At 65.7% G+C, this 20,551-nt stretch carries 16 protein-coding genes; 9 read left to right on the top strand and 7 right to left on the bottom strand.

Features of this window, described 5'->3' with window-relative positions; translation table 11 throughout:
• Nucleotides 1–18 precede the first annotated feature (18 nt).
• Together QRN34_RS09315 and QRN34_RS09310 are read left to right on the top strand one after the other, a co-directional pair.
• Nucleotides 19–897 carry a hypothetical protein gene (locus QRN34_RS09315; protein WP_285403996.1) on the top strand — a complete coding sequence of 293 codons (879 nt, stop codon included), beginning with the start codon at nt 19–21 and terminating at the stop codon, nt 895–897.
• A gap of 10 nt (nt 898–907) precedes the next feature.
• Nucleotides 908–3,310, top strand: a complete 2,403-nt coding sequence (locus QRN34_RS09310) for a DUF2235 domain-containing protein (RefSeq protein WP_285403995.1) — start codon at nt 908–910, stop codon at nt 3,308–3,310.
• 88 nt (nt 3,311–3,398) lie between these two features.
• Here the strand turns inward: QRN34_RS09310 and QRN34_RS09305 are convergent, their stop codons facing one another.
• Both QRN34_RS09305 and QRN34_RS09300 read right to left on the bottom strand, forming a co-directional pair.
• A complete protein-coding gene (locus tag QRN34_RS09305; RefSeq protein WP_285403994.1) occupies nt 3,399–6,278 on the bottom strand; it encodes a TonB-dependent receptor in 2,880 nt (959 codons plus the stop codon).
• Nucleotides 6,279–6,382: 104 nt separating this feature from the next.
• Nucleotides 6,383–8,356 (bottom strand): prolyl oligopeptidase family serine peptidase, encoded by a 1,974-nt coding sequence (locus QRN34_RS09300; RefSeq protein ID WP_285403993.1) that lies wholly within the window; start codon nt 8,354–8,356, stop codon nt 6,383–6,385.
• Between the two features lie 224 nt (nt 8,357–8,580).
• Here QRN34_RS09300 and lgt point away from each other — a divergent pair, with 224 nt between their 5' ends.
• The 3 genes from lgt (at nt 8,581) to QRN34_RS09285 (ending at nt 10,779) form a co-directional block, all read left to right on the top strand.
• Nucleotides 8,581–9,423 (top strand): prolipoprotein diacylglyceryl transferase, encoded by an 843-nt coding sequence (gene lgt, locus QRN34_RS09295; protein ID WP_285403992.1) that lies wholly within the window; start codon nt 8,581–8,583, stop codon nt 9,421–9,423.
• A 14-nt stretch (nt 9,424–9,437) separates the two neighbouring features.
• On the top strand, nt 9,438–10,232 hold the full coding sequence (locus QRN34_RS09290; RefSeq protein ID WP_285403991.1) for a thymidylate synthase: 795 nt from the start codon (nt 9,438–9,440) through the stop codon (nt 10,230–10,232).
• Nucleotides 10,233–10,563: 331 nt separating this feature from the next.
• A complete protein-coding gene (locus QRN34_RS09285; protein ID WP_285403990.1) occupies nt 10,564–10,779 on the top strand; it encodes a DUF2945 domain-containing protein in 216 nt (71 codons plus the stop codon).
• A gap of 19 nt (nt 10,780–10,798) precedes the next feature.
• Here QRN34_RS09285 and QRN34_RS09280 read toward each other — a convergent pair whose 3' ends face one another.
• Nucleotides 10,799–11,857: an SDR family oxidoreductase gene (locus QRN34_RS09280; RefSeq protein WP_285403989.1), complete on the bottom strand. Its 1,059-nt coding sequence runs from the start codon at nt 11,855–11,857 to the stop codon at nt 10,799–10,801.
• A gap of 81 nt (nt 11,858–11,938) precedes the next feature.
• Between QRN34_RS09280 and QRN34_RS09275 the strand changes: the two genes are divergently transcribed.
• The 3 genes from QRN34_RS09275 (at nt 11,939) to QRN34_RS09265 (ending at nt 13,853) form a co-directional block, all read left to right on the top strand.
• Nucleotides 11,939–12,322, top strand: a complete 384-nt coding sequence (locus QRN34_RS09275) for a helix-turn-helix domain-containing protein (RefSeq protein WP_285403988.1) — start codon at nt 11,939–11,941, stop codon at nt 12,320–12,322.
• 110 nt (nt 12,323–12,432) lie between these two features.
• Nucleotides 12,433–12,921: a dihydrofolate reductase gene (locus tag QRN34_RS09270; protein WP_285403987.1), complete on the top strand. Its 489-nt coding sequence runs from the start codon at nt 12,433–12,435 to the stop codon at nt 12,919–12,921.
• Nucleotides 12,921–13,853, top strand: coding sequence for a Nudix family hydrolase (locus QRN34_RS09265; RefSeq protein WP_285403986.1), 933 nt, complete (start codon nt 12,921–12,923; stop codon nt 13,851–13,853). Before QRN34_RS09270 ends, QRN34_RS09265 begins: the two co-directional genes overlap by 1 nt.
• An 11-nt stretch (nt 13,854–13,864) precedes the next feature.
• On the opposite strand, the gene QRN34_RS09260 is transcribed toward QRN34_RS09265, so the two are convergent.
• The 4 genes from QRN34_RS09260 to uvrA all read right to left on the bottom strand — a co-directional run bounded on the left by QRN34_RS09260 (nt 13,865) and on the right by uvrA (nt 19,608).
• Nucleotides 13,865–14,620, bottom strand: a complete 756-nt coding sequence (locus QRN34_RS09260; RefSeq protein ID WP_285403985.1) for an enoyl-CoA hydratase/isomerase family protein — start codon at nt 14,618–14,620, stop codon at nt 13,865–13,867.
• A gap of 11 nt (nt 14,621–14,631) precedes the next feature.
• Nucleotides 14,632–16,092: a DUF4139 domain-containing protein gene (locus tag QRN34_RS09255; RefSeq protein ID WP_285403984.1), complete on the bottom strand. Its 1,461-nt coding sequence runs from the start codon at nt 16,090–16,092 to the stop codon at nt 14,632–14,634.
• An 85-nt stretch (nt 16,093–16,177) separates the two neighbouring features.
• Nucleotides 16,178–16,609, bottom strand: a complete 432-nt coding sequence (locus QRN34_RS09250; RefSeq protein WP_285403983.1) for a thioesterase family protein — start codon at nt 16,607–16,609, stop codon at nt 16,178–16,180.
• On the bottom strand, nt 16,606–19,608 hold the full coding sequence (uvrA, locus tag QRN34_RS09245; RefSeq protein WP_285403982.1) for an excinuclease ABC subunit UvrA: 3,003 nt from the start codon (nt 19,606–19,608) through the stop codon (nt 16,606–16,608). The genes QRN34_RS09250 and uvrA overlap by 4 nt, the downstream gene beginning before the upstream one ends.
• Before the next feature lie 226 nt (nt 19,609–19,834).
• Here uvrA and QRN34_RS09240 point away from each other — a divergent pair, with 226 nt between their 5' ends.
• Nucleotides 19,835–20,356, top strand: coding sequence for a DUF2059 domain-containing protein (locus tag QRN34_RS09240; protein WP_285403981.1), 522 nt, complete (start codon nt 19,835–19,837; stop codon nt 20,354–20,356).
• Nucleotides 20,357–20,551: the final 195 nt, after the last annotated feature.

Raw genomic sequence — 20,551 nt, 5'->3', positions numbered from 1 at the left:
GACGGGATCGAGGTAGAAATGACAAACGATGAATCCTTGCCGAGGCAGACGCGATCATCGTCGTTTCGTGCGGTACACAAGTTGAGAGCGCCCGATCCTCTGTACGACTTGCGTTTGCAGCGGGAATTGGAAATAGCCAATGCGCGTACGCGAATCGAGTTGGGTGCTGCGGGAGGCTGCATGGCTGAAGAGCCTAAGCCGAAGCCCTTTATAGCTGATCCGATAGGTCTGGAAAAAATGAAAGACAGAGAGGCTGAGGACGGAGAAATGAGCAGTTATCGAAATCTTGCCATGGCAACGGTGCTTTGTGCTGCGAGTGGCTGCGCTTCTGATGGTCATAGAAGTCCAAGGCAGGAATACGGGACGGCTGCCCATGTCTTATATGGGTCGAGCATCGATCGTAGATATGTTCCGCCCACCGTTAAAAATGGCAAGTTGATCATGCCATTTTTTGACCATAATTTTTCTGCCAGGTGCTACGACACACTTGCCTGCCGTGTTCTCTATGACAAATCGTACGTCGTGAATGAGGATAAGCCATCAGGTCCTCTTACCTCTGCGATTAGCAAAAATCTCAGAGGGGGATGGGGCATTCTTGATTTCCCCTCGAAAGCCCAAGTCGTATGGACTTCGAAAGATGGTGAGATGCATGAAGAAGAAATAGATCTTGAAGAGATCTTTAAGTCAAGGTTGGTTATCTATTCGCCCCAGTTGAATATCGGCGACGTAAACCTTGCCGTGTCTTACATGCCGCCCGACATTATCCTCGTCGTCGAGGGGCGGTCCGTGCACGTGTATATGAAAGCCATGATTCCTTTGATTCGTCCGATGGACCCACGTAATAAGCACACCAATTACCGACATGACCTTGTTCTTGCGTATTCAAAAAAATTCTAGCTAGGGACGCATGGAAGTGAGCGAAAAGCATAAACGTAACAAGCAAGGCCGTATCGTTGACTCGGTGCGCATGGAGAGCCTGAGTCGTGAGGACTATAACTCCTATGCAAGGTCTGCTTCTGAGATCGGCTCGGTAACTGTGCCGAGAATGTTCAATTCGTTGAACCCCCACGCTCGTCTGTATGTGGCGAACTTTGACGGTACCGGTAACGACAAGTATGCCGAACCGGAGCACGCAACTAATGTCGCATTACTGCACGATCAGATCGATTCATTTGAGAGCCATGATGGGCGGGTTGTGTCAGAGTACATTCGAGGTGCGGGAACTCAGGAAAATTTCATCTCAAAAACCATCGATGGTGTGACTGGTCAGTCGTATGGCGAGCGTATTGAATGGATGTACCGCAATTTTGCTTTTACGTCGAAGAAATGGCTAACCGATGATCCGGAGGCGGATATCAGGGTGGTGGCGACTGGTTTTAGTCGTGGCGCCGAGCAAGCTGCCGGCTTCGTGCGCATGGTAAATGAGCTGGGTATTCAGGATTACGCCGGCCGTACAGAAACAAAGCGCTCGCTCGGGCATACCGATGTTTCCTGGGCGCTGCCGCCGCTTCGAGAGCCCGGCAAGACGCTGATGAGCGAAATCCTGTTCGATCCGGTGGGGACGGGTACGCCAAACAACCACGATCGACAGCCTACCTCGTCGACGGTATCCGGCTTGCAGATCACGGCACGCGACGAGCGCCGTAACGCCTTTCCCTCCACGCAGATCCTGCCGCCTGGTCGTTCGGCGGATGGGCGATTCGTAGGCGTGACCGTCCCCGGTGCCCACTCGGACATCGGCGGAAGCTATCACCAGAACGGCCTGTCGACGCTCAATTTCAACATGGCGGCCGACTTTCTCAACGCGCACAGCGACGTACCGCTGGTGAGTCGGCTACCGGAGCCGACCGACCCCAGCATGTACGTGATTCACCACTCCGAGGACCACATGTGGTTCTACGGCACGTCGGAGTTCAGGCAGCACGGACATCGGGACATCATGGGTTCGCAGGCGTCGCCGCCGCATTGCGTGGATGTTCGCGAGATCATTGCGTGCGCACCACCCGATCCCTTCGATCCGAGCCTTGCGTCCCAGGTCGGCCCACGTTATCCCGTCGGCGTCCATAGCGGTGGCCTCGGCTCTGTGGCCATCGACCCGCCTGCCAAGCTGAGCGAACCTTCTCATCCCGACCATGCCATGTATCAGTCCGCCAGCGTGCAGATCCTGGAGTTGCATGTGCGCTCCGGCTTCGATCTCGAAGCCGATCAAGTGGACCGGTTGGCGACTGGGCTCGTCGACGAGGCGAAGCGCCAGGGAATGACCGAGATTACGGATGTGCGGTTCGGCGAGGCGATTGGTCCGGGTCGGCCGAGCTTGCAAGCCACACAGACGTCATCTGACACGCTAGGCGTCCCGGTTTCGCGGTCGGCAAGTATCGATGCCTTGCAGGCGCTGGATACATCGCGAGAAGCCGCGGCCCGGCAGCGGGATAGTGATCTGTCTATGGCGTCGCCGCTACAGGCGATGCCGGAGCCGATGCGATCCCATTCGATGCGTCAGGAAGAACCGCAGCTCGTGGCCCGTGCCGCCAATGCGGAGCGCGGGAATGCTGCCTTTGTAATGCCCAACGTCGCACAACACCACGGCGTACAGCCCGAACGCCAGGGTTCCGACGCCATCCGCAGCCTCCAGCAGAACCTCAACACCCTCGGCATTCGCGACATGGCAGGCAAGCCGCTGGCAACCCACGGTGAACTCGATATGGCGACGCAGACGGCGGTCGCTCGCTTCCAGTCCGCTCATGCCTTGCCGGTCACCGGGAGGGCGGATGACGCGACGCAATCGATGGTGCAAGGGCAGGCCTTCATCGCAGAACTGAGATCGGCGGGGCACGTAGGCATCGGCACGGAGAACCGCGTCGTCGAGCCCATGCAGCACTCGCGAAGTAACGCGGAGCGTGACGGCCCTGCGGCGCATCCGATGGATCGAGCCGTGATCGCTTCACCGCAAGCATCACCTTCCCGCGACGACCCCCGTCATCCTGATAGTGCGCAGCACGCTCTTTATAACGAGTTGCAGCAACGGCTGCCGGAAGCGTCGGAAGATCGCCTGCTTCAGTTCACCGCCGCCTGCCACCAGAACCGCATTGCCGCCGGCGGCCTGGACTATGTCCACCTCGATGGTGAGCGCATGCGGCTGGTTGTGGATTCCAACGATCCGATGGCGACACCGGCAAAGATCGATCTGAGTCGGCCGCCGCCCGAGGCAGGTCAGTCGATACAGCAGATCGGTGATGTTGATCGGCAGAGGGAGCAGACGACACAGCAGATGGCGCAGGCGCAGCAGCAAGGTGCGTCGATGGTTCAGTGAGGGGTGCGGCGGGGTGGATCGCCCACATCGTGGGCTCCTACACGGGGTATGCAGCATGAGGTACGCGTGTGCGGCGTACGTTGGGCGGTCAGAACTTTTGCTGGTAGCCGACGTAGAAGTAGCGGTCGATGTCGTAGGCGGGGTTGTAGGGTGGGCTGCCGCCGCCGGCGGATGACACGTTGTAGAACAGCGGGCCCTTGCGTGCGAACACGTTGTTGATGCCGATGCGGAAGCTGCCGTTCCAGGGCGCCTGCCAGCGGAGTTGGGCGTCGTGGAAGGCGACGCCGCCCTTGCGGCTGATGCCGGTGACGCCAGTTAGCGCGTTGGTCTGCGTGGGTCGATTGCACTCGACGCCGGGCGACCAGCACGCATCGTTCAGGCCGGAGAAATAACGTACCGTCCATGTGGCGCCGAAGCGCTCGCGCGCCCAGTCCAGGGAAAGGTTGGAACGCACGCGATACAGTCCCTGCGCGCCGTTCATGTAGCCGGCCAGTTGGCGTGGCGTGGCGCCCGTGGCGCTGGTCTGCGCGTAGTCCTGCAGATAGGTGCTGTCCGAGAGCAGGGCGAACTCGCCCCATCGCGTCACCGGGAAGCGGTAATGCACGCCCAGGTCGTAACCTTCGGTGCGCAGCGAGCCAAGGTTGGCCAGGCTCTCGTCCAGCGAGGTGATAGCCCCGGCGGCATTGCGCGTGAAGCGTCCGCAGTAGGTCGGGTCGTTGGCGACGTAGCAGAAGTCGAGGATGTCGCCCGCGAGGATCGGGGTGATGACGTCCCGGATGGCCACCTTGTAGTAGTCGAGCGTGACGTCCAGGCCATCGAGCCGGCTGGGGCTGTAAACCAGGCCGGCGGTGCGCGTGATGGACGACTCCGGCTTGAGCGCCGGATTGGCGCCCGTGGTGAAGGCGACGGGGTTCTGCCCACCCGTCGCCGAGGCGATCTGCGCACCGGATTGCGCCACCTGGCGGTAACCTGGCGGCAGACCGGCGGCGGCACAGCGTGCGGCCACGTCGGCGTGGCCGGCTGCGGCACCGTAGGCGGTGTCGCAGGGGTCGAGGAAGCTCTCGAAGCTTTCGCTGGTGCCGGCATAGAGGTCGGCCACCGTCGGCGCCCGGAAGCCCTCCGCGTATGTGCCGCGCAGCAGCAGGTCGTCGAACGGCTTCCAGCGGAAGCTGTACTTGCGCGCGCTGCGGCCGCCGAAGGCGGAGTAGTGCGAATAGCGTGTCGATACGTTGACGGCCAGCTCGCGTGCCAGCGGCAGGTCGGCCAGCAGCGGTATGTCCAGCTCCACGTAGGCTTCGTTCGCCACGTAGCCGCCATCGGTGGGCGCGCTGGCCAGTTGCGTGGTCAGCCCGGCGGCATCCGCGGCGTACGGCGCATAGCGGCCGCGCTCGTCGCGGTGCTCGACGCCGCCCGCCACGCGCAGGACACCAGCGGGCAGGTCGACCACGCCGCCGGTCAGGTTGGCGATGATGTCGTTGCTGCGCGTGGTCTGTCGCGAGGTGCCGGTCGAGGAGACATAGCGCCACACCGAAGCGGGGGTAGCGCCCGGACCGGCGAGGATATTCCACGGCAGGCAGCCGGCCGCCCGGTCGGCGGCATCGGCGCAGGCTGGTTGCCCGTCGATCGCGGTCGTGGGGCCGAGCGCCTTGCGCGCATGGTCCAGGTCGATGTTGCCGCTGGTGGTGGTGCTGCCGCGCGCCTCGGAGTACGCGTAGGTGACGTCCCAGTTCCAGACGTGGTCGCCCCAGTTGAAGTTGCCTTCGGCACCACCGTCGATATGGAACGTCTTGCTCTTCGCCCACGTGACACGCGGAAACTCGGTGGTGCGCCGGAAGAATGCGGTGTCGTCACCGGGGAACGGGTTGTAGGCATTGTCGGCGTCGATCAGCAGCGGTGTGCGGCGACCCGCGCCGCTTTGCAGAGGGTAACCTGCGGCCTGCCACGAGGTGTCGCGCACGCCGTAGCTGGCCATGCCGCGCAGCGCGATGTCGTCGGTGAGGTTGTAGCGGCCCGTGGCGAACAGGTTGCGCAGCTTGCTGCCCGCGCGGAAGGTCATGTCGCGTGTGGTCGCGTACTTGTCCGCGGTGCTGTTGGGGTCGTAGGGATGGTAGTCGGCCAGGTCGGCGCTGTCCGCGGTGACGCCGGGGCCGTGGTTCAGCACGTAGGCACGCCCCGGCTGGCGTGGATCGTAGACGCCGCCGTAGGGTCCCATCCCGAAACCGCTGTCCGGATGGCGCGGGCCGCTGGGCAACCGCGTCAGTGCCCGCTTGGCATCGCTCAGGTCGTCGCCGTCTTCGTAGTTGGCGCCCAGGATGAGCGAGGCGTCCTGCGTGCTTTTGCCCCAGGTGAAGCTGCCGTTCTTCTGTGCGCCGTCGCCGCGGCCGTTGACGCCGTACAGCACGTCCGCCGAGGCACCCTCGAAGCGATCGGTAGTGATGATGTTGACCACGCCGCCGATGGCATCGGAACCATAGATCGACGAGGCACCGTCCTTGAGCACCTCGATGCGCTCCACGAGGGCGACGGGGAGGGTGGAGAGATCGGTGAGGCCACCGAGGCTGGTGGTCCAGCGCCGGCCGTTGACCAGTACCAGGGTGCGTACCGCGCCCAGGTTGCGCAGGTTGGCATAGCGTCCACCGGCATCGCGGCTGGAGGACAGGGTGTCCTGTGGCGTGACTTCGGGTGTGCCCGCGGAGGGCATCCTCGCGATGATGTCGTCCAGGCGGGTAAGGCCCGTGGCCTTGATGGCCTGGCGATCCATGACGACCACCGGCTGGGCGGTTTCCACATCGGTGCCGCGGATGCGCGAACCGGTGACGGTCACATTGACGGGCGAGAGTGTCTCCGCCGACGACGGCGCGGTCTGCTGGGCGCGTGCCACGGAGCCGAGCAGGCAGCCCCCGAGCGCGACGGCGAGCGCCGCACGTCGACCTGCAACGTGGCGCTTCTGCCCGGAACTGACGTGCATACCCTGAAACCTCCCAAACCCGCCGCGATCCACCCGGCCACGACGATCACGCGAAGATAACGCGTGCGACGTGACCGGGGCAACCGGCGAAGGTCATGGGTCGGTCAGGGCACGGACGCGGTCGTCGCCTGGCCGGAACCGATGTTCTTCTCGAGGAAGGCCTGCAAGCGGTTGTAGAACTCCTCGACGTTGGCCGGCTTGACGAAGCCGTGGCGCTCGTCCGGCTTGGTCAGCGTCTCGTAGGGCTTGTGGGCGGCGTCCAGCGCCGCGCGCATCGCCTTGAACTGCGCGAAGGGCGCGCGCTGGTCGTCTTCGCCGTGAACGAGGAACACCGGCACGTCGATCTTGTCGGCCAGGTGCGTCGGCGAGTTGGCGGCGAGGTCGGCCTCGTCGCGGCCGATCACCGTAGTGAGGTAGCTGCGACCGCTCTTGGACTGCTTGATGTCGCCCTTGGCGTACATCATGTTCAGGTCGTAGATGCCGTCGTAGGCCACCGCACACTTGAACACACCGGGCGCACGCACCGGCACCATCAGCGCCGAGTAACCGCCGAAGCTGGCGCCGAACACGCAGACCCGCTTGGGGTCGGCGAAGTTCTGGGCGATGGCCCACTTCACCCCGTCGATCAGGTCGTCCTGGATGCGCGTGCCCCACTTGAGGTAGCCCGCCTGCTCGAAGGCGCTGCCGCGACCGCCTGAGCCGCGGTAGTTGACCTGCAGCACGAGGTAGCCCCGGCTGGCCAGGAACTGCGCGTCCGTGTCGTAGTACCAGTCGTCGGCGATGCCGTGCGGTCCGCCGTGGGGCAGCAGCACCATCGGCAGGTTGGCCTGCGAGGCGCCCTTGGGAAAGGTGAGGATGGCTTCCAGTTCAAGACCGTCGCTGGCTTTGAAGCGCATCGGCCGACGCTCGGCCATTTTCGCCGGATCGATCCAGGGCTGTGCGTCGAACAGCTTGGACACCTTGTACGTCTTGGTGTCGATCAGCATGTAGCGGCCCGGCTCGCGGTCGCTTGCCACCTTGAACATCAGCTGCCCGCCGTCCTGGCTGAAGCCGATGAAGCTGACGAAGGCGCCCGGGAATTTCTGCGACAGCGCCAGGTGCAGCTTGGCGATCGGTGCCTGGGGGTCGATGTACTCGGCCTTCGGCACGCCCGTGTCGGCGATCGTGCCGAACGGACGCAGCGGTGCCGGCGTCCACAGGCCGGCGGAGCTCACCATGCTGAAGTCGTCCTTGCGGATCACCTTCGTGTTACCGCCGTCCTCGTCCTGCTCGACGTACTCGCCGCCGCGGCCGTTGGGGCTGTATCGCGCGTAGATGTGCTCACTGCCGGCCACCTTGGCGATCGGCGTGAAGTTCTGGTGGTCCGCGTTGCCCGGCAGTTTGGTCCAGCCGCTGCCGTCGTGGCGCAGCACCACCCACTTGAAATTGTCGTCCGTGCCGAAGGCGAAGCGGGGCGTGCCATCGGGGGCGATCATGAAACTGAGACCGCCCTGCGCGATGTCGGCCATCTGCCGCCGGGCACTGGACTGGGCGTCCACGTCGTACAGCGTGCTCTGGTCCTGGTTGTCCCACGGCGTGGCGCGCATGTAGAAGTGGCCGTTGGCGGTCACCGGCGCACCCTCGATCGTGCCCCATCCGCGGTCGAGGGCGCGCGTGGACGCACGCTTGCCGACGCTCTCGAAACCGTAGAGGTAGTCGGCGTTCTTGCCGTCGACGTCGATGGCCATCAGTTCGCCGGTATAGGAAGCGGCGCCAATGGAACCGTCCACCTTGCCGCGCGCCACCACCAGTCGCGTATTGCTGGCCCAGACCATGTCCGCCGGCATCTCGTAGGTGGGCATGCGGATCAGCGTCACCGGCTTGTTCAGGTCGCTCACGCGGTAGATCGACAACCCGTGCGTCTTGCCGTCAGGGTCGTGGAACGCCATGGAGACGTATTGCCCGTCCGGGGAAAGCTTGGGGTCGGTCAGCGGCATGCGGCGGGCGAAATCGGCGACCGGAATCAGGTCCGCGGCAGCGGCGGCGGTAGTGGCAAGGCACAGCGCGGCCAGTAACGGCCGGACAAGACGATGGTTCATCCTCAACTCCCCTGGTGGTTCGGCATCCATGACGGCACCGTCCCCCGGACGGCACCCAGCGCCGGGATATAGCCGATTCGTGCGGATACGGCAAGGCGTGACGGCAAGACCTTGGCAAGGCGAGGCATCGAACCGGGCCCGGCGCCGGTGGCCTCGCCGCCGGCAGTCCCCGACACCGGGGGTGGGGCGGTACACTGGGCGCCTGCGTTCGCCCCAGGTCTTCCATGAGCACTCCGTTCGTCGTCCATTTCGATCCCGTCGCCCTGTCGCTCGGGCCCCTCCAGGTCCACTGGTATGGCTTGATGTACCTGGGCGGTTTCCTCGGTGGTTGGGCCCTCGGCGAATACCGCCGCCGGCAGGGCCGCCTGCCGGTCAGCTCGGAGCGCCTGGGCGACCTCATGTTCTACCTGATGATGGGCGTGGTGCTGGGCGGTCGCGTCGGCTACATGCTGTTCTACACGCCGATCAACTGGATATGGACCGACCCACTGGCGCTGTTCCGCGTCTGGGACGGCGGCATGTCGTTCCATGGTGGCCTGATGGGCGTGGTGCTGGCTGGCCTGTTCTGGTCGCGGCGCAACGGTATCAAGCTGTTCGACACGATCGACTTCGTCGCACCGCTGGTGCCCCTGGGCCTCGGCCTGGGTCGACTGGGCAATTTCATCAACGGCGAGCTGTGGGGCAAGCCCACCGACCTGCCCATCGGCATGATCTTCCCGCACGCGCCGGATGCGCTGCCGCGCCATCCCAATCCGCTGTACGAGTTCGCGCTCGAGGGCGTGGTGATGTTCATCGTGCTGTGGATCTTCTCGATGAAGCCGCGCCGCCGTTACGCGGTGTCCGGCCTGTTCGGGCTGCTCTACGGGTGCTTCCGGTTCCTGATCGAATTCGTGCGGGTGCCCGATGCCCAGTTGGGTTACCTCGCCTTCGGCTGGGTCACCATGGGCCAGGTGCTGTCGCTGCCGCTCATTGCGCTGGGCATCCTGCTGCTGGCCCTGTCCCGGCGCGCACCCTATGCGCCGCTGGCGGCTCCCGCGACGTCGGCGGCTACCGCCCCGGCGCCCTGACGACGACAGCCATCATGCAACCCTATCTCGAACTCCTGCGCCACGTGCTCGACCATGGCGCGACCAAGGCCGACCGTACCGGCACCGGTACACGCAGCGTATTCGGCTGGCAGATGCGTTACGACCTGTCCAAAGGTTTCCCGCTGGTCACGACGAAAAAACTTCACCTGAAGTCGATCGTCCATGAGTTGATCTGGTTCCTCCAGGGCGACACCAACATCGCATATCTGAAGGAACACGGCGTCCGCATCTGGGACGAGTGGGCCGACGCCAACGGTGATCTCGGTCCGGTCTATGGCCGCCAATGGCGGGCCTGGCCCACCGCGGACGGCAAGACCGTCGACCAGATCGCCTGGGTGGTGGACGAGATCAAGCGCAACCCGGATTCGCGACGGCTCATCGTTTCCGCCTGGAACGTGGGCGAACTGCCGCGGATGGCGCTGATGCCGTGCCACACCCTGTTCCAGTTCTACGTGGCGGACGGGAAACTGTCGTGCCAGTTGTACCAGCGTTCCGGTGACATCTTCCTCGGTGTGCCGTTCAACATCGCCAGCTACGCCTTGCTGACCCACATGATCGCGCAGGCGACCGGGCTGGGCGTCGGTGACTTCGTACACACCCTGGGCGATGCGCATTTGTACGCGAACCATGTCGAACAGGCGACGACACAGCTGGCGCGGACGCCCCGTGCGTTGCCGCGCCTGGTATTGAATCCGGCGGTGACCTCGGTGTTCGACTTCCGCTTCGAGGATGTCGCCATCGAAGGTTATGAGCCGCATGCGGCCATTCGGGCGCCGGTTGCCGTGTAGGAGCGCACGCGCGTGCGCGAACCCTCAATGTAGGAGCGCACGCACGTGCGCGAACCGTCAACGTAGCTAGCGCGACCGATGCCGCGCCCCTCATGCCTGTAGGCGTTTCCGACCGCCAAACGAAGCCGTCGCTTTTCCTAACCTTCTGCCTCATTCGCCTCAGAAAACGATGAGGTTTCGCCCACATCGTGGGCTCCTACGAGGGGCGGGTCGCGGGGAGGGCACGGGCGAGTGGTAATGACGTTCCGGGCGTTTACGTCGAGGTGGCCTGGACGAGACGTCGTGTCGACGTGGAGCGGTCTACGGTCGCGTTTTGACGCGGAGGTGACCGATGGATAACCCCAAGCGTGGCGACAAGGTGACGTGGAAGACGTCGCAAGGCACGACGAAGGGCACGGTAGAGCGCAAGCTCACCGCACCCACGAAGATCAAGGGCCACGAGGTGGCCGCGTCGCCTGACAACCCCGAATACCTGGTCGTCAGCGAGAAGACGGGCGCGAAGGCCGCGCACAAGGCAGGCGCCCTGAAGAAGGACCGGGGCGCCTGACCCGATGGCATCATCCCGATTACGGGATGATGCGTTCCGCGCGAAGGCGGGCGAAGGCGTCGAAGAACGCGTCGTCCGTGGGCTGGTAATCGAGGAAGCCCATGCGGCGGCTCTTCGACATGTCGGTAACGACCTCGATGGGGCGGCCGAGGTCGGCGTCGCTGTGCCATGCGGAGACCAGGCGGTGCATGTCGGGTTCGGCCAGGCCATGCTCGGCGACGATACGTTCCCATACCGGCGCGTCCGCTTCCATCTGTCGTTCGAGTGGCAGCACGTTGCCGTCGAACGGCGCGGCCTCCAGGCCGAACCACTGCGCGATGCGCGACCACATCCAGCTCCAGCGGAACACGTCGCCATTGACGACGTTGAACGCCTCGTCCGCCGCGACAGGCGTGGTCGATGCCCAGGCCAGGTGCCGCGCCAGCTGGCGTGCATCGGTCATGTCGGTAAGGCTGCGCCATTGTGCGTCGGACCCCGGAAAGCGGAACGGCCGGCCGGTGGCCTTGCAGATCGAGGCGTATACCGCGAGCGTGGTCGCCATGTTCATGGCGTTGCCCACCGCCACGCCGATCACCGTATGCGGGCGGTGCACGCTCCAGTGGAAGCCGTCGCGTTTTGCCGCCGCGAACACCTCGTCTTCCTGGGCGTAATAGAAGTTGTCAACGTCCAGTCGCCCCTGCTCCTCGCGGAACGGGGTTTCGGGCAACGCGCCCTGTCCATAGGCCTCGAAGGGGCCGAGGTAATGCTTCAGGCCGGTCACGAGTGCCACGTGCCGCACGCTGCCGGCCTCGCGCAGGCCGTCCAGCAGGTGGCGAACCATCGCGCTGTTGACCCGGATGTTTTCCTTCTCGTTCGCCTGGCGCGACCATGTAGCGATGTAGACGTGGGTGGGCGCGATGCCGGCCAGCGCATCGCGGGTGGCCTGGGCGTCGGTGAGGTCCGCGGCGATGCCAGTCACGCCGGCGCGTTCGCCGGGTCGGCGGGCCAGCGCGGAGACCTGCCAGTCGCTCGCCACGAGGCGTTCGGTGAGGGCGCTGCCGATAATGCCGCTGGCGCCGACGACGAGTGCATGGTTCATGGGGTTACTCTTATGGGGACATCCCCTCACCATAAAGACGCTGGCAGCCCGTTCCAAGAAGGCACCAAAAGGTACCCACGCATGAAACCCGGTTCCCCCGACGACGACTGGCTGGAAGACTGCGCGCCGCGCCGCGTGCTGGAACTGTTCGCCACGAAGTGGACCAGCATGATCCTGCATACCCTGCACGCGCGCCACCGGGGCGAGGCCCGCTCCGGCGTGCTGTTGCGCAGTCTGCCCGGTATCTCGAAGAAGATGCTTACCCAGACCCTGCGCGAGCTGGCGGACAGCGGGCTGGTCCAGCGCCGTGTCGAGGACGGCGCGGTGCCACCCAGTGTCCTGTATGCCCTGACCCCGCTCGGGCAGCGGCTGGTCGAGCCGATCGAGATGATCTATGGGTGGGCCCGCGACAATGCCCGCGCACTCGACGATTTACGGCCCCGTGCCACCTCGCGGCGCCGCTAGCACGGCAAAATCAAACGGTCGTTAGTTTCCCCGCCGGCCGGGGAGGACTACCATTCGCACCGCACGGGCGCACGCCGCCCGATCTCTTTTCCCTTGTTGAAGGATGTTCCATGGCCGTACACCTGGTTGCCGCGCTCGACGAAAACTTTGCCATCGGCAAGCAGGGAGGCCTTCCCTGGAACCTCCCCGACGACCTGCGTTACTTCAAGAAACTGACCACCGGCAAGTCGGTGCTGATGGGCCGCAAGACCGCCGAATCGATCGGCAGGGCGCTGCCGGACCGCACCAACTACGTGCTGTCGCGCAAGGGCGAGGCCCCTTTCCCGGGGCAGGTCACGGTGCGTTCGGTGCAGGAGGCCCAGGCCAGCTGCAGCTACTCGGGGCTGATGGTGATCGGCGGCGGTGAAGTCTTCCGCGAGGCGCTGCCCTATGCGCGCACCCTCTACCTGACCTGGGTGTATGCCGCGGTCGACGGGGCCGACGTGTTCTTCCCGGGTATCGATTTCAAGGAGTGGTCCGAGGTGTCGCGCGTGCACCACGCGGCGGACAAGGAGCACGCCTTCTCGTTCGACATGGTCGAATACGTCCGGAACGTCTGATGCACGTGCTGGCCGGCGTCCTCGTCGACGGCGCCGGCAGGCTGCTCATCGCCCAGCGGCCGCCCGGCAAGCACCTGGCCGGGCTGTGGGAGTTCCCGGGCGGCAAGCGGGAAGCCGGAGAAACCCCGGTGGAGGCGCTGCTGCGCGAGCTGGACGAGGAACTGGGCATCGCTGCCGATCCTCTCTCGTTCGAGGCGCTGATCCGCATTCCGTGGACCTACGGCGAGCGCACCATGCTGCTCGAGGCGATCTGCATCCGCGCCTGGAGCGGCGAACCCCGGGCGCTCGAAGCCACGGCGCTGGCGTGGAAGGACCCGCGACACATCGATGCGGCGCAGCTGGCGCCGGCCGATCGCCCCATCCTCGCCGCGATGCGCCTGCCGGCCCATTACCCGATCACGCCCGCCGGCGAAGCACCGGATCGCGTGGCCAGCGTCTTGCGCGTGGCGCTGGCGCGGGGAGAGCGGCTCCTGCAACTGCGTCTTCCGGGGCAGCCCTGCGCGGTGACGCGCCAGATCGCGGCATCGATGAAGGACGAGCTGCATCGCTTCGGAGCGACGTTGCTGCTCAACCGGGATATCGAAGGTGCGCTGGCGCTGGGCGAGGGCTTCGGCGTGCACCTGGGTGCCGCGCAGTTGCACGCGTTGAGCGCGCGCCCGCTGCCGTTCGCGCAAAGGGTGGGCGCCTCGTGTCACGACGCTGACGAGCTGGCCCTGGCATCCCGGCTGGGCTGTGACTTCGCCACGTTGTCGCCCGTGCAGTCCACGCCCAGCCATCCGGACGCCGAGCCGATGGGCTGGCCGCGCTTTGCCCGGCTTGCCGAAGCGGCATCCCTGCCGGTCTACGCGCAGGGTGGACTCGGCCCTGACGATGTGGCGGAAGCGCGGTTGCACGCCGCACAAGGCGTGGCGGGTATCACCGGGTTTTTCTGAAACGTTTCGGCTTATTTGCTTTTCAGCCGGGCGACCAGCGCGTGCAGGGTGGCCTGGGTCTCGTCGCTGAAAAAGCCGTCGATGAAGTCCGCACCCAACAGCCCGTCGGTGTTTCCCCAGACGGCGAGCAGGTCGGTCCGGGCGATGGCGCGCGTACGGAGCATGGCGCCCGGCGGTGCCTTGAGCAGTTCGCCGGCCCACAGCACAGCGCGCGTGACCACCTGTTCCACCGTCGCCAGTTCGTCGACCAGACCGATGGCGTGGGCCTGTTCGGCATCGATCAGCGCACCGGCCACCAGCAGCCGCTCGGCGCGCCAGGCGCCGACGATGCGGCGCAGGGCGAACTGGATCGGCTCGGGCACCGACAGACCTACCTGGACCTCGTTCAGGCCGATCTTGTAGACGCCATGGGCCATGACCCGGTAATCGCAGAACAAGGTGAGCACCGCGCCACCGGCCGGGCTGTGCCCGGTGATGGCGGCGACGGTGGGCACCGGCGACGCGGCGATGGCGCCGCACAGGGCGAAGAACCCTGTCCAGAACTCGCCAACGCCGTCGCGATCCCGCTGCATCAGGGCGGGAACGTCGACGCCCGCCGAGAACATACCCTGCGCACCCGACAGCACGATGGCCCGGGCGCCGTTGCGGGGTGCATCGACGATGGCCTCACGCAGTGCCGTGACCAGGTCCATGTCGAGCGCGTTGACCGGCGCGCGGGCCAGACGGATTTCGTGGATGCCGCCCTCGTGCGGAAGGATGTCGAGCATGGCGCGGTTCCTTATTTGATGTCGCCGGGCGACCACGTGTAGCGCAGCGCGTAATCCAGCGTGGCGGAGCCGTTGGCCGGCACCTCGACGTTGAATTCCAGGACGTCGGGCGTGCTCTTCGTCGGTTTCACCGACGACGACACCACCGTCCAGGCACGCCAGCGCGCCGGATGCTCGCGCAGGGTGACCGTGCGCTTCACGTCGCTGGCGTTGCTCAGCACGATGCGCGTGCCTTCGTCGATGCGATGCTGGGCTTCGTTGGCGGTGAACGAGGTCTGCTCGCGTTTGGCGGTCAGGTCGAAGGCGTTGCCAAGGGTGATCGTCGCGTCCCTGTTCTTCGGCGTGTCGTCCAGGCGGCCTTCGCCCAGCAGTTCGGCATTGCCGTCGCGATCCACCGTCAGCACACGTACGTAGCCGGCGGGCAGGGCGTCGAACGCCTTGAAGCCGACCGTGGAGACGATGGGCGTGCCTTCCGCCGGCTGGCCGATGTCGGGTTCCGTCCGCGGCCGCGAGTTGTAGTAACGCATGCCGGTGTCGTACACCGCCTTGCGCTCGCACGCCAGGGTGCGGCTTTCGTACAGCGGCGTCTGCGTCACGCTGCCGTCGGGAAGGTCCACGGCGGCTGGCAGGGTGTAGGTGCGCAGGTCGCCCAGCGTGGCCTGCTCGGGTGCGGCATCTTCCATCGCCATGGGGGCGGGCGCGGCGACGGCGCGTGCCATGAACATCTTGGGCTGCGGTGCGGCCTTCGCCCGGTTGGCATCGCCGGCGACCAGCTTGAGCGAAACATCCTTCCAGTCGCGTCCGCTGCGGTTGGCGATGCTTGCCGCGGCGGTGAAATTCATCGAGCACGTGTCGCCGGGTGCCAGCGTGGCGACGTAGGCGCCGCGCCAGCCGATGCCCGAGGTGGGGTAGTCGAGCTGGGCGGACGTACTGCCCGCCCCCGAGCCTGCCACGCGTACCTGCAGTGTCGATCCGCGGGCGAAGTCCGCCGCGTCCGTGGCGCGCAGGGCCGAGTAGTTGCGGATCAGCGTGGCCTGGCCGCCGGTGTCGCGAACCACCAGCGCATCGCCGCCGCGCACCAGCGTGCCGCTGGCGATCGGCTGGCCGCCGTCGCCGATCACGGTGACATTGCGGCCCACCAGGCCGGCCACCGCACCGTCGAAACCCTGGCCGAGCAGCAGGCGCTGCGACAGCACGCGGGTGTCCTTGCCGGGGAAGCGCAGCGACAGTGCCTCGCTGTCCAGGGCGGACGGCAGGCCGTCGATCGACAGGTCCTGGGTGCCGCCCTTGAGATCGAAGGATCGACGCTCGTGGACGACGGCGTAGCCCTCGGCGGAGACGGCATCGCCGTTGGTGGCGAACAGCTGGTCGCCGTCGGCGCGGTACAGGGTGAGCGAGGTGCGCTCACCGGCCGCGAGGGCGGGCAGGGCGACGGCGCTGGCTATCGCAAGGGCAAGGATACGACGCGACATGATTCACTCTCTCCATGATGACCCTGCCGAATCATACATAGCCTTTGTGAATGCGCGTGATCTTGCGAATCGCCGCGCCCCGGGCTCAGGCGGGCATGGTGCCCGCCGCATCGCGGATCGCCTGCGGGATCGGTACCGGGCGGCCGGTCTTCGGGCTGATCCAGACCATAGTGACGCTGCCGTCGCAGTGGATCTTCGTCGCGTCGTCGCTGGTTACGATGCGGTGGCCGATCGTCATGGAGCTGTTGCCGATGCGGTTGATGTAGAGCTCGATCTGGATGTCCGCCGGCCACTCGATGGGCAGCCGGTAGTTGAGTTCGCTGTGCGCCATCACCGGTGCACCGTCCTCGCCGTACCACTTGTCCGGCAACTGCTGCAGCCACTTGATCCGGGCTTCCTGCAGGTACACGAGGTAGTTGGCGTTGTTGACGTGGTTGTAGGCGTCCAGGTCCTGCCAGCGGACCTCCATCGGGGTGATGAAGAAGGGGTTGGGGGTGTTCGGGGTCTCGGTCGTCATGCCTTGGCTTTCTTCTTCGTGGCGGTCTTCTTCGTCGCAGCGCTCGTTTTCGTCGCGGCGGCCGTTTTCTTCACCGCGGGCGTCTTCACCGGCGCGGCCGGTTTGGCGGGAGCGGCGGATTTCGCGGGCGTCTTGCCGGTCGCCTTGAGAGCGGTCTTCGGCACCGGCGCACGCACCGGTTTCAGGTGGGTCTTCAGGAACCTGCCTGTATGCGACTCCGCCGTGGCGGCCACCGTCTCGGGCGTGCCGCTGACGAGGATGCGTCCGCCACCGGCGCCGCCTTCGGGACCCAGGTCCACCAGCCAGTCGGCTGTCTTGATCACGTCGAGGTTGTGCTCGATCACCACCACGGTGTTGCCGTGCTCGACGAGTTTATGAAGCACCTCGAGCAGCTGTTCGATGTCGTGGAAGTGCAGGCCGGTCGTCGGCTCGTCGAGGATATAGAGCGTGCTGCCCGTGTCACGCTTGGACAGCTCCTTCGACAGTTTCACGCGTTGGGCTTCACCACCGGACAGCGTGGTGGCGCTCTGGCCGAGCTTGATGTAATCCAGGCCGACCGCGCGCAGCGTTTCCAGCTTGCGGGCGATCACCGGCACGTTCTCGAACAGCTTGAACGCATCTTCCACCGTCATGTTCAGCACGTCGGCGATGGTGTGGCCCTTGTAGAGCACTTCCAGCGTTTCGCGGTTGTAGCGCTTGCCGTGGCAGACATCGCAAGGCACATACACGTCCGGGAGGAAGTGCATCTCCACCTTGATCATGCCGTCGCCTTCGCAGGCTTCGCAGCGACCGCCGCGCACGTTGAAGCTGAAGCGTCCCGCCAGGTAGCCGCGCTGGCGCGACTCGGGCACCTGCGCGTAGAGCTCGCGGAGTGGGGTGAACAGCCCCGTGTAGGTCGCGGGGTTGGAGCGTGGGGTACGTCCGATCGGCGACTGGTCGATGTCCACCACCTTGTCGAACAGCGACAGGCCTTCGATCGACTCGTAAGCGGCCGGCTGTTCGCCGGCGCCGTTGAGTTCCATCGCGGCAAGGCGGTAGAGCGTGTCGTTGATCAGGGTGGACTTGCCCGAGCCCGAGACGCCAGTCACGCAGGTGAACGTACCGACGGGGATGCGTACGTCCACGTCCTTGAGGTTGTTGCCCGTTGCGCCCTTCAACTCCAGCCACTGGTCATTGCGGGCCGGACGCCGCACCTTGGGCACGACGATGCCGCGCTCACCGGTGAGGTACTTGGCGGTGACCGAAGCCGGCGTGGCCAGCACCTGCGCCAGCGTGCCCTCGGCCACGATATGGCCGCCATGCACGCCGGCGCCGGGGCCGATGTCCAGGATGTGGTCGGCGGCACGGATCGCGTCCTCGTCGTGCTCGACCACGATCACCGTGTTGCCCAGGTCGCGCAGTCGGGTAAGCGTGCCCAGCAGGCGTTCGTTGTCGCGCTGGTGCAGGCCGATGGACGGCTCGTCCAGCACGTACATCACGCCGACCAGGCCGGCGCCGATCTGGCTGGCCAGGCGGATACGCTGGGCCTCGCCGCCCGAGAGCGAGTCGGCCTGGCGATCCAGCGTGAGGTAGTTGAGTCCCACGTCGTTGAGGAAAGTCAGCCGCTCGCGGATTTCCTTGACGATCTTGACCGCGATCTCGCCGCGCCAGCCGGGCAGCTTCAGCCCGTCGAAGAAGGCCAGGGCGCGGTCGATGGCCAGCGAGGTCAGCGAGGGGATGGCCTGGTCGGCGACGAAGACGTTGCGCGCGGACGGGTTCAGCCGCTGGCCGCCGCAGTCGGGGCAGGGATGATCGGCAATGTAGCGGGCCAGCTCCTCGCGGACGGCGTTGGATTCGGTTTCACGGTAGCGGCGCTCGAGATTGGGCAGGATGCCTTCGAACTTGTGCTCGCGGGTGACCTTGCCACCACGCTCGGTGATATAGCGGAACGGGATGACGTCCTTGCCCGAGCCGTTGAGCACGGCGTTCTGCACCGACTTGGGCAGCTCGCGCCAGGGCGTTTCCGGGTCGAAGCCGTAGTACTTGGCCAGCGATACGATCAGCTGGAAATAGTGCGCATTACGGCGATCCCAGCCGCGCACGGCACCGCCGGCCAGGCTGAGCTCGGGGTGGCCGACCACGCGCGCGCCATCGAACACCTGGGTCACGCCCAGGCCGTCGCAGGTCGGGCAGGCACCCACCGGGGAGTTGAACGAGAACAGGCGCGGCTCGAGCTCCGGCAGCGAGTAGTCGCACAGGGGGCACGAGTAGCGTGACGAGAACAGCTGCTCGTCGGCCTTGCGGTCGTCCATGTCCACCAGCACCACGATGCCGTCGCCCAGGCGCAAGGCGGTCTCGAACGACTCAGCCAGGCGCTGCTTGATGTCGTCGCGCGGGCGGAAGCGGTCGATCACCGCCTCGATGGTGTGCTTCTGGCGCAGCGTCAGGGGCGGCACGGCATCCAGGTCGTAGACCTCGCCGTCCACGCGCGCGCGGACGAAGCCCTGGGCCCGCAGCTGGTCGAACACCTGGACATGCTCGCCCTTGCGCTCGCGGATGACCGGCGCCAGCAGCATCCAGCGCTTCTCCGGGTCCAGCGCCATCGCCGTGTCCACCATCTGGCTGACCGTCTGGGCCTCCAGCGGGATAGCGTGGGTCGGGCAACGCGGGGTACCGACACGCGCGTAGAGCAGGCGCAGGTAGTCGTACACCTCGGTGATCGTGCCGACGGTGGAGCGGGGGTTGTGGGAGGTCGACTTCTGCTCGATCGAGATGGCCGGCGAGAGGCCTTCGATCGTGTCCACGTCGGGCTTTTCCATCATCGAGAGGAACTGCCGCGCATAGGCGGACAGCGACTCGACGTAGCGACGCTGGCCTTCGGCATAGATCGTGTCGAAAGCCAACGAGGATTTGCCCGAACCAGACAGCCCCGTGATGACAATGAGCTTGTCCCGGGGCAGGTCGAGGTCGATATTCTTGAGATTGTGCGTGCGGGCGCCGCGGATGCGAATGCTGTCCATGTGCCTACATAAATGGGGGAAGCCCCGGACTATACCAAGGGTTTTCCGCCTTCATTCAGCGTCGACTTTTGACGGTTCATCACAGCAGTTGTGCGGGGGTGGTCGGGGCCGCTGCGGTGGGTTTCGTGAGCCCTGCCGAAGGCGGGCGCAGGCGGGCGGCCCGACTCGGCTACCATGGCCGCTACCCCGGGGAGGGGTGACCATCCATCCGAAGAGGAACATACCCATGCGTAAGTGGACAGGGATCGCGGCCGGCCTGGTGCTGGCAGTTTGTACGGGCCAGGCGATGGCCGCCGCGCCGAGCGAGCAGCAAGTGCGCCAGCTGATGGACGCCGTGGGCATGGGGCGGATGCTCAGCCAGATGAACAGCCAGATGGCGGGCGTGATGCAGAACGCGCTGCCCTGCGTTCCGGCCAGCTACTGGCAGGGCTTCGTGGACGCCAACGCCACCAACCAGCTGATCGGCCGGATGGTCCCCGTCTACCAGAAGCATTTCACCGCCGAGGATATCGACGGCCTGCTGAAGTTCTACCGCTCGCCCCTGGGCCAGAAGGTCATCACCCAGATGCCCGCGACCATGGCCGAGGGCATGCAGATCGGCAAGCAGTGGGGCCAGGAACGCGGCCAGCAGATGATCGCCCAGCTGCAGACCCAGGGTACCCTCAACGCCCAGGGCCAGTGCCCGGCGGCTGGAGCGGCCGCCAAGCCGGCGCCCGCGCCGGCACCGGCCCCCACCAAGAAGAAGTAACGGCCCGACGGGAGGGGTAGGAGCGCACGATGTGCGCGATGGGGCCGCGTGGGACCTGGGATTGCCCCGTGGTTTGGTGCTGATGCCTGGGGCCCAGGGCGTGGGCGCTGGAGGGTGCCTCGTCGCCGCTTTGTTGGCTTTTCGCGCACATCGTGCGCTTGTGTCTTTTCGATGGGGTAGATTCGAAGTCGAGAG

Source organism: Luteibacter sp. ME-Dv--P-043b, from assembly GCF_030209605.1.
Classification (GTDB): domain Bacteria; phylum Pseudomonadota; class Gammaproteobacteria; order Xanthomonadales; family Rhodanobacteraceae; genus Luteibacter.
Note: the sequence above shows the minus strand (reverse complement) of the source record. Positions and strands in the feature narration are given on the sequence as shown.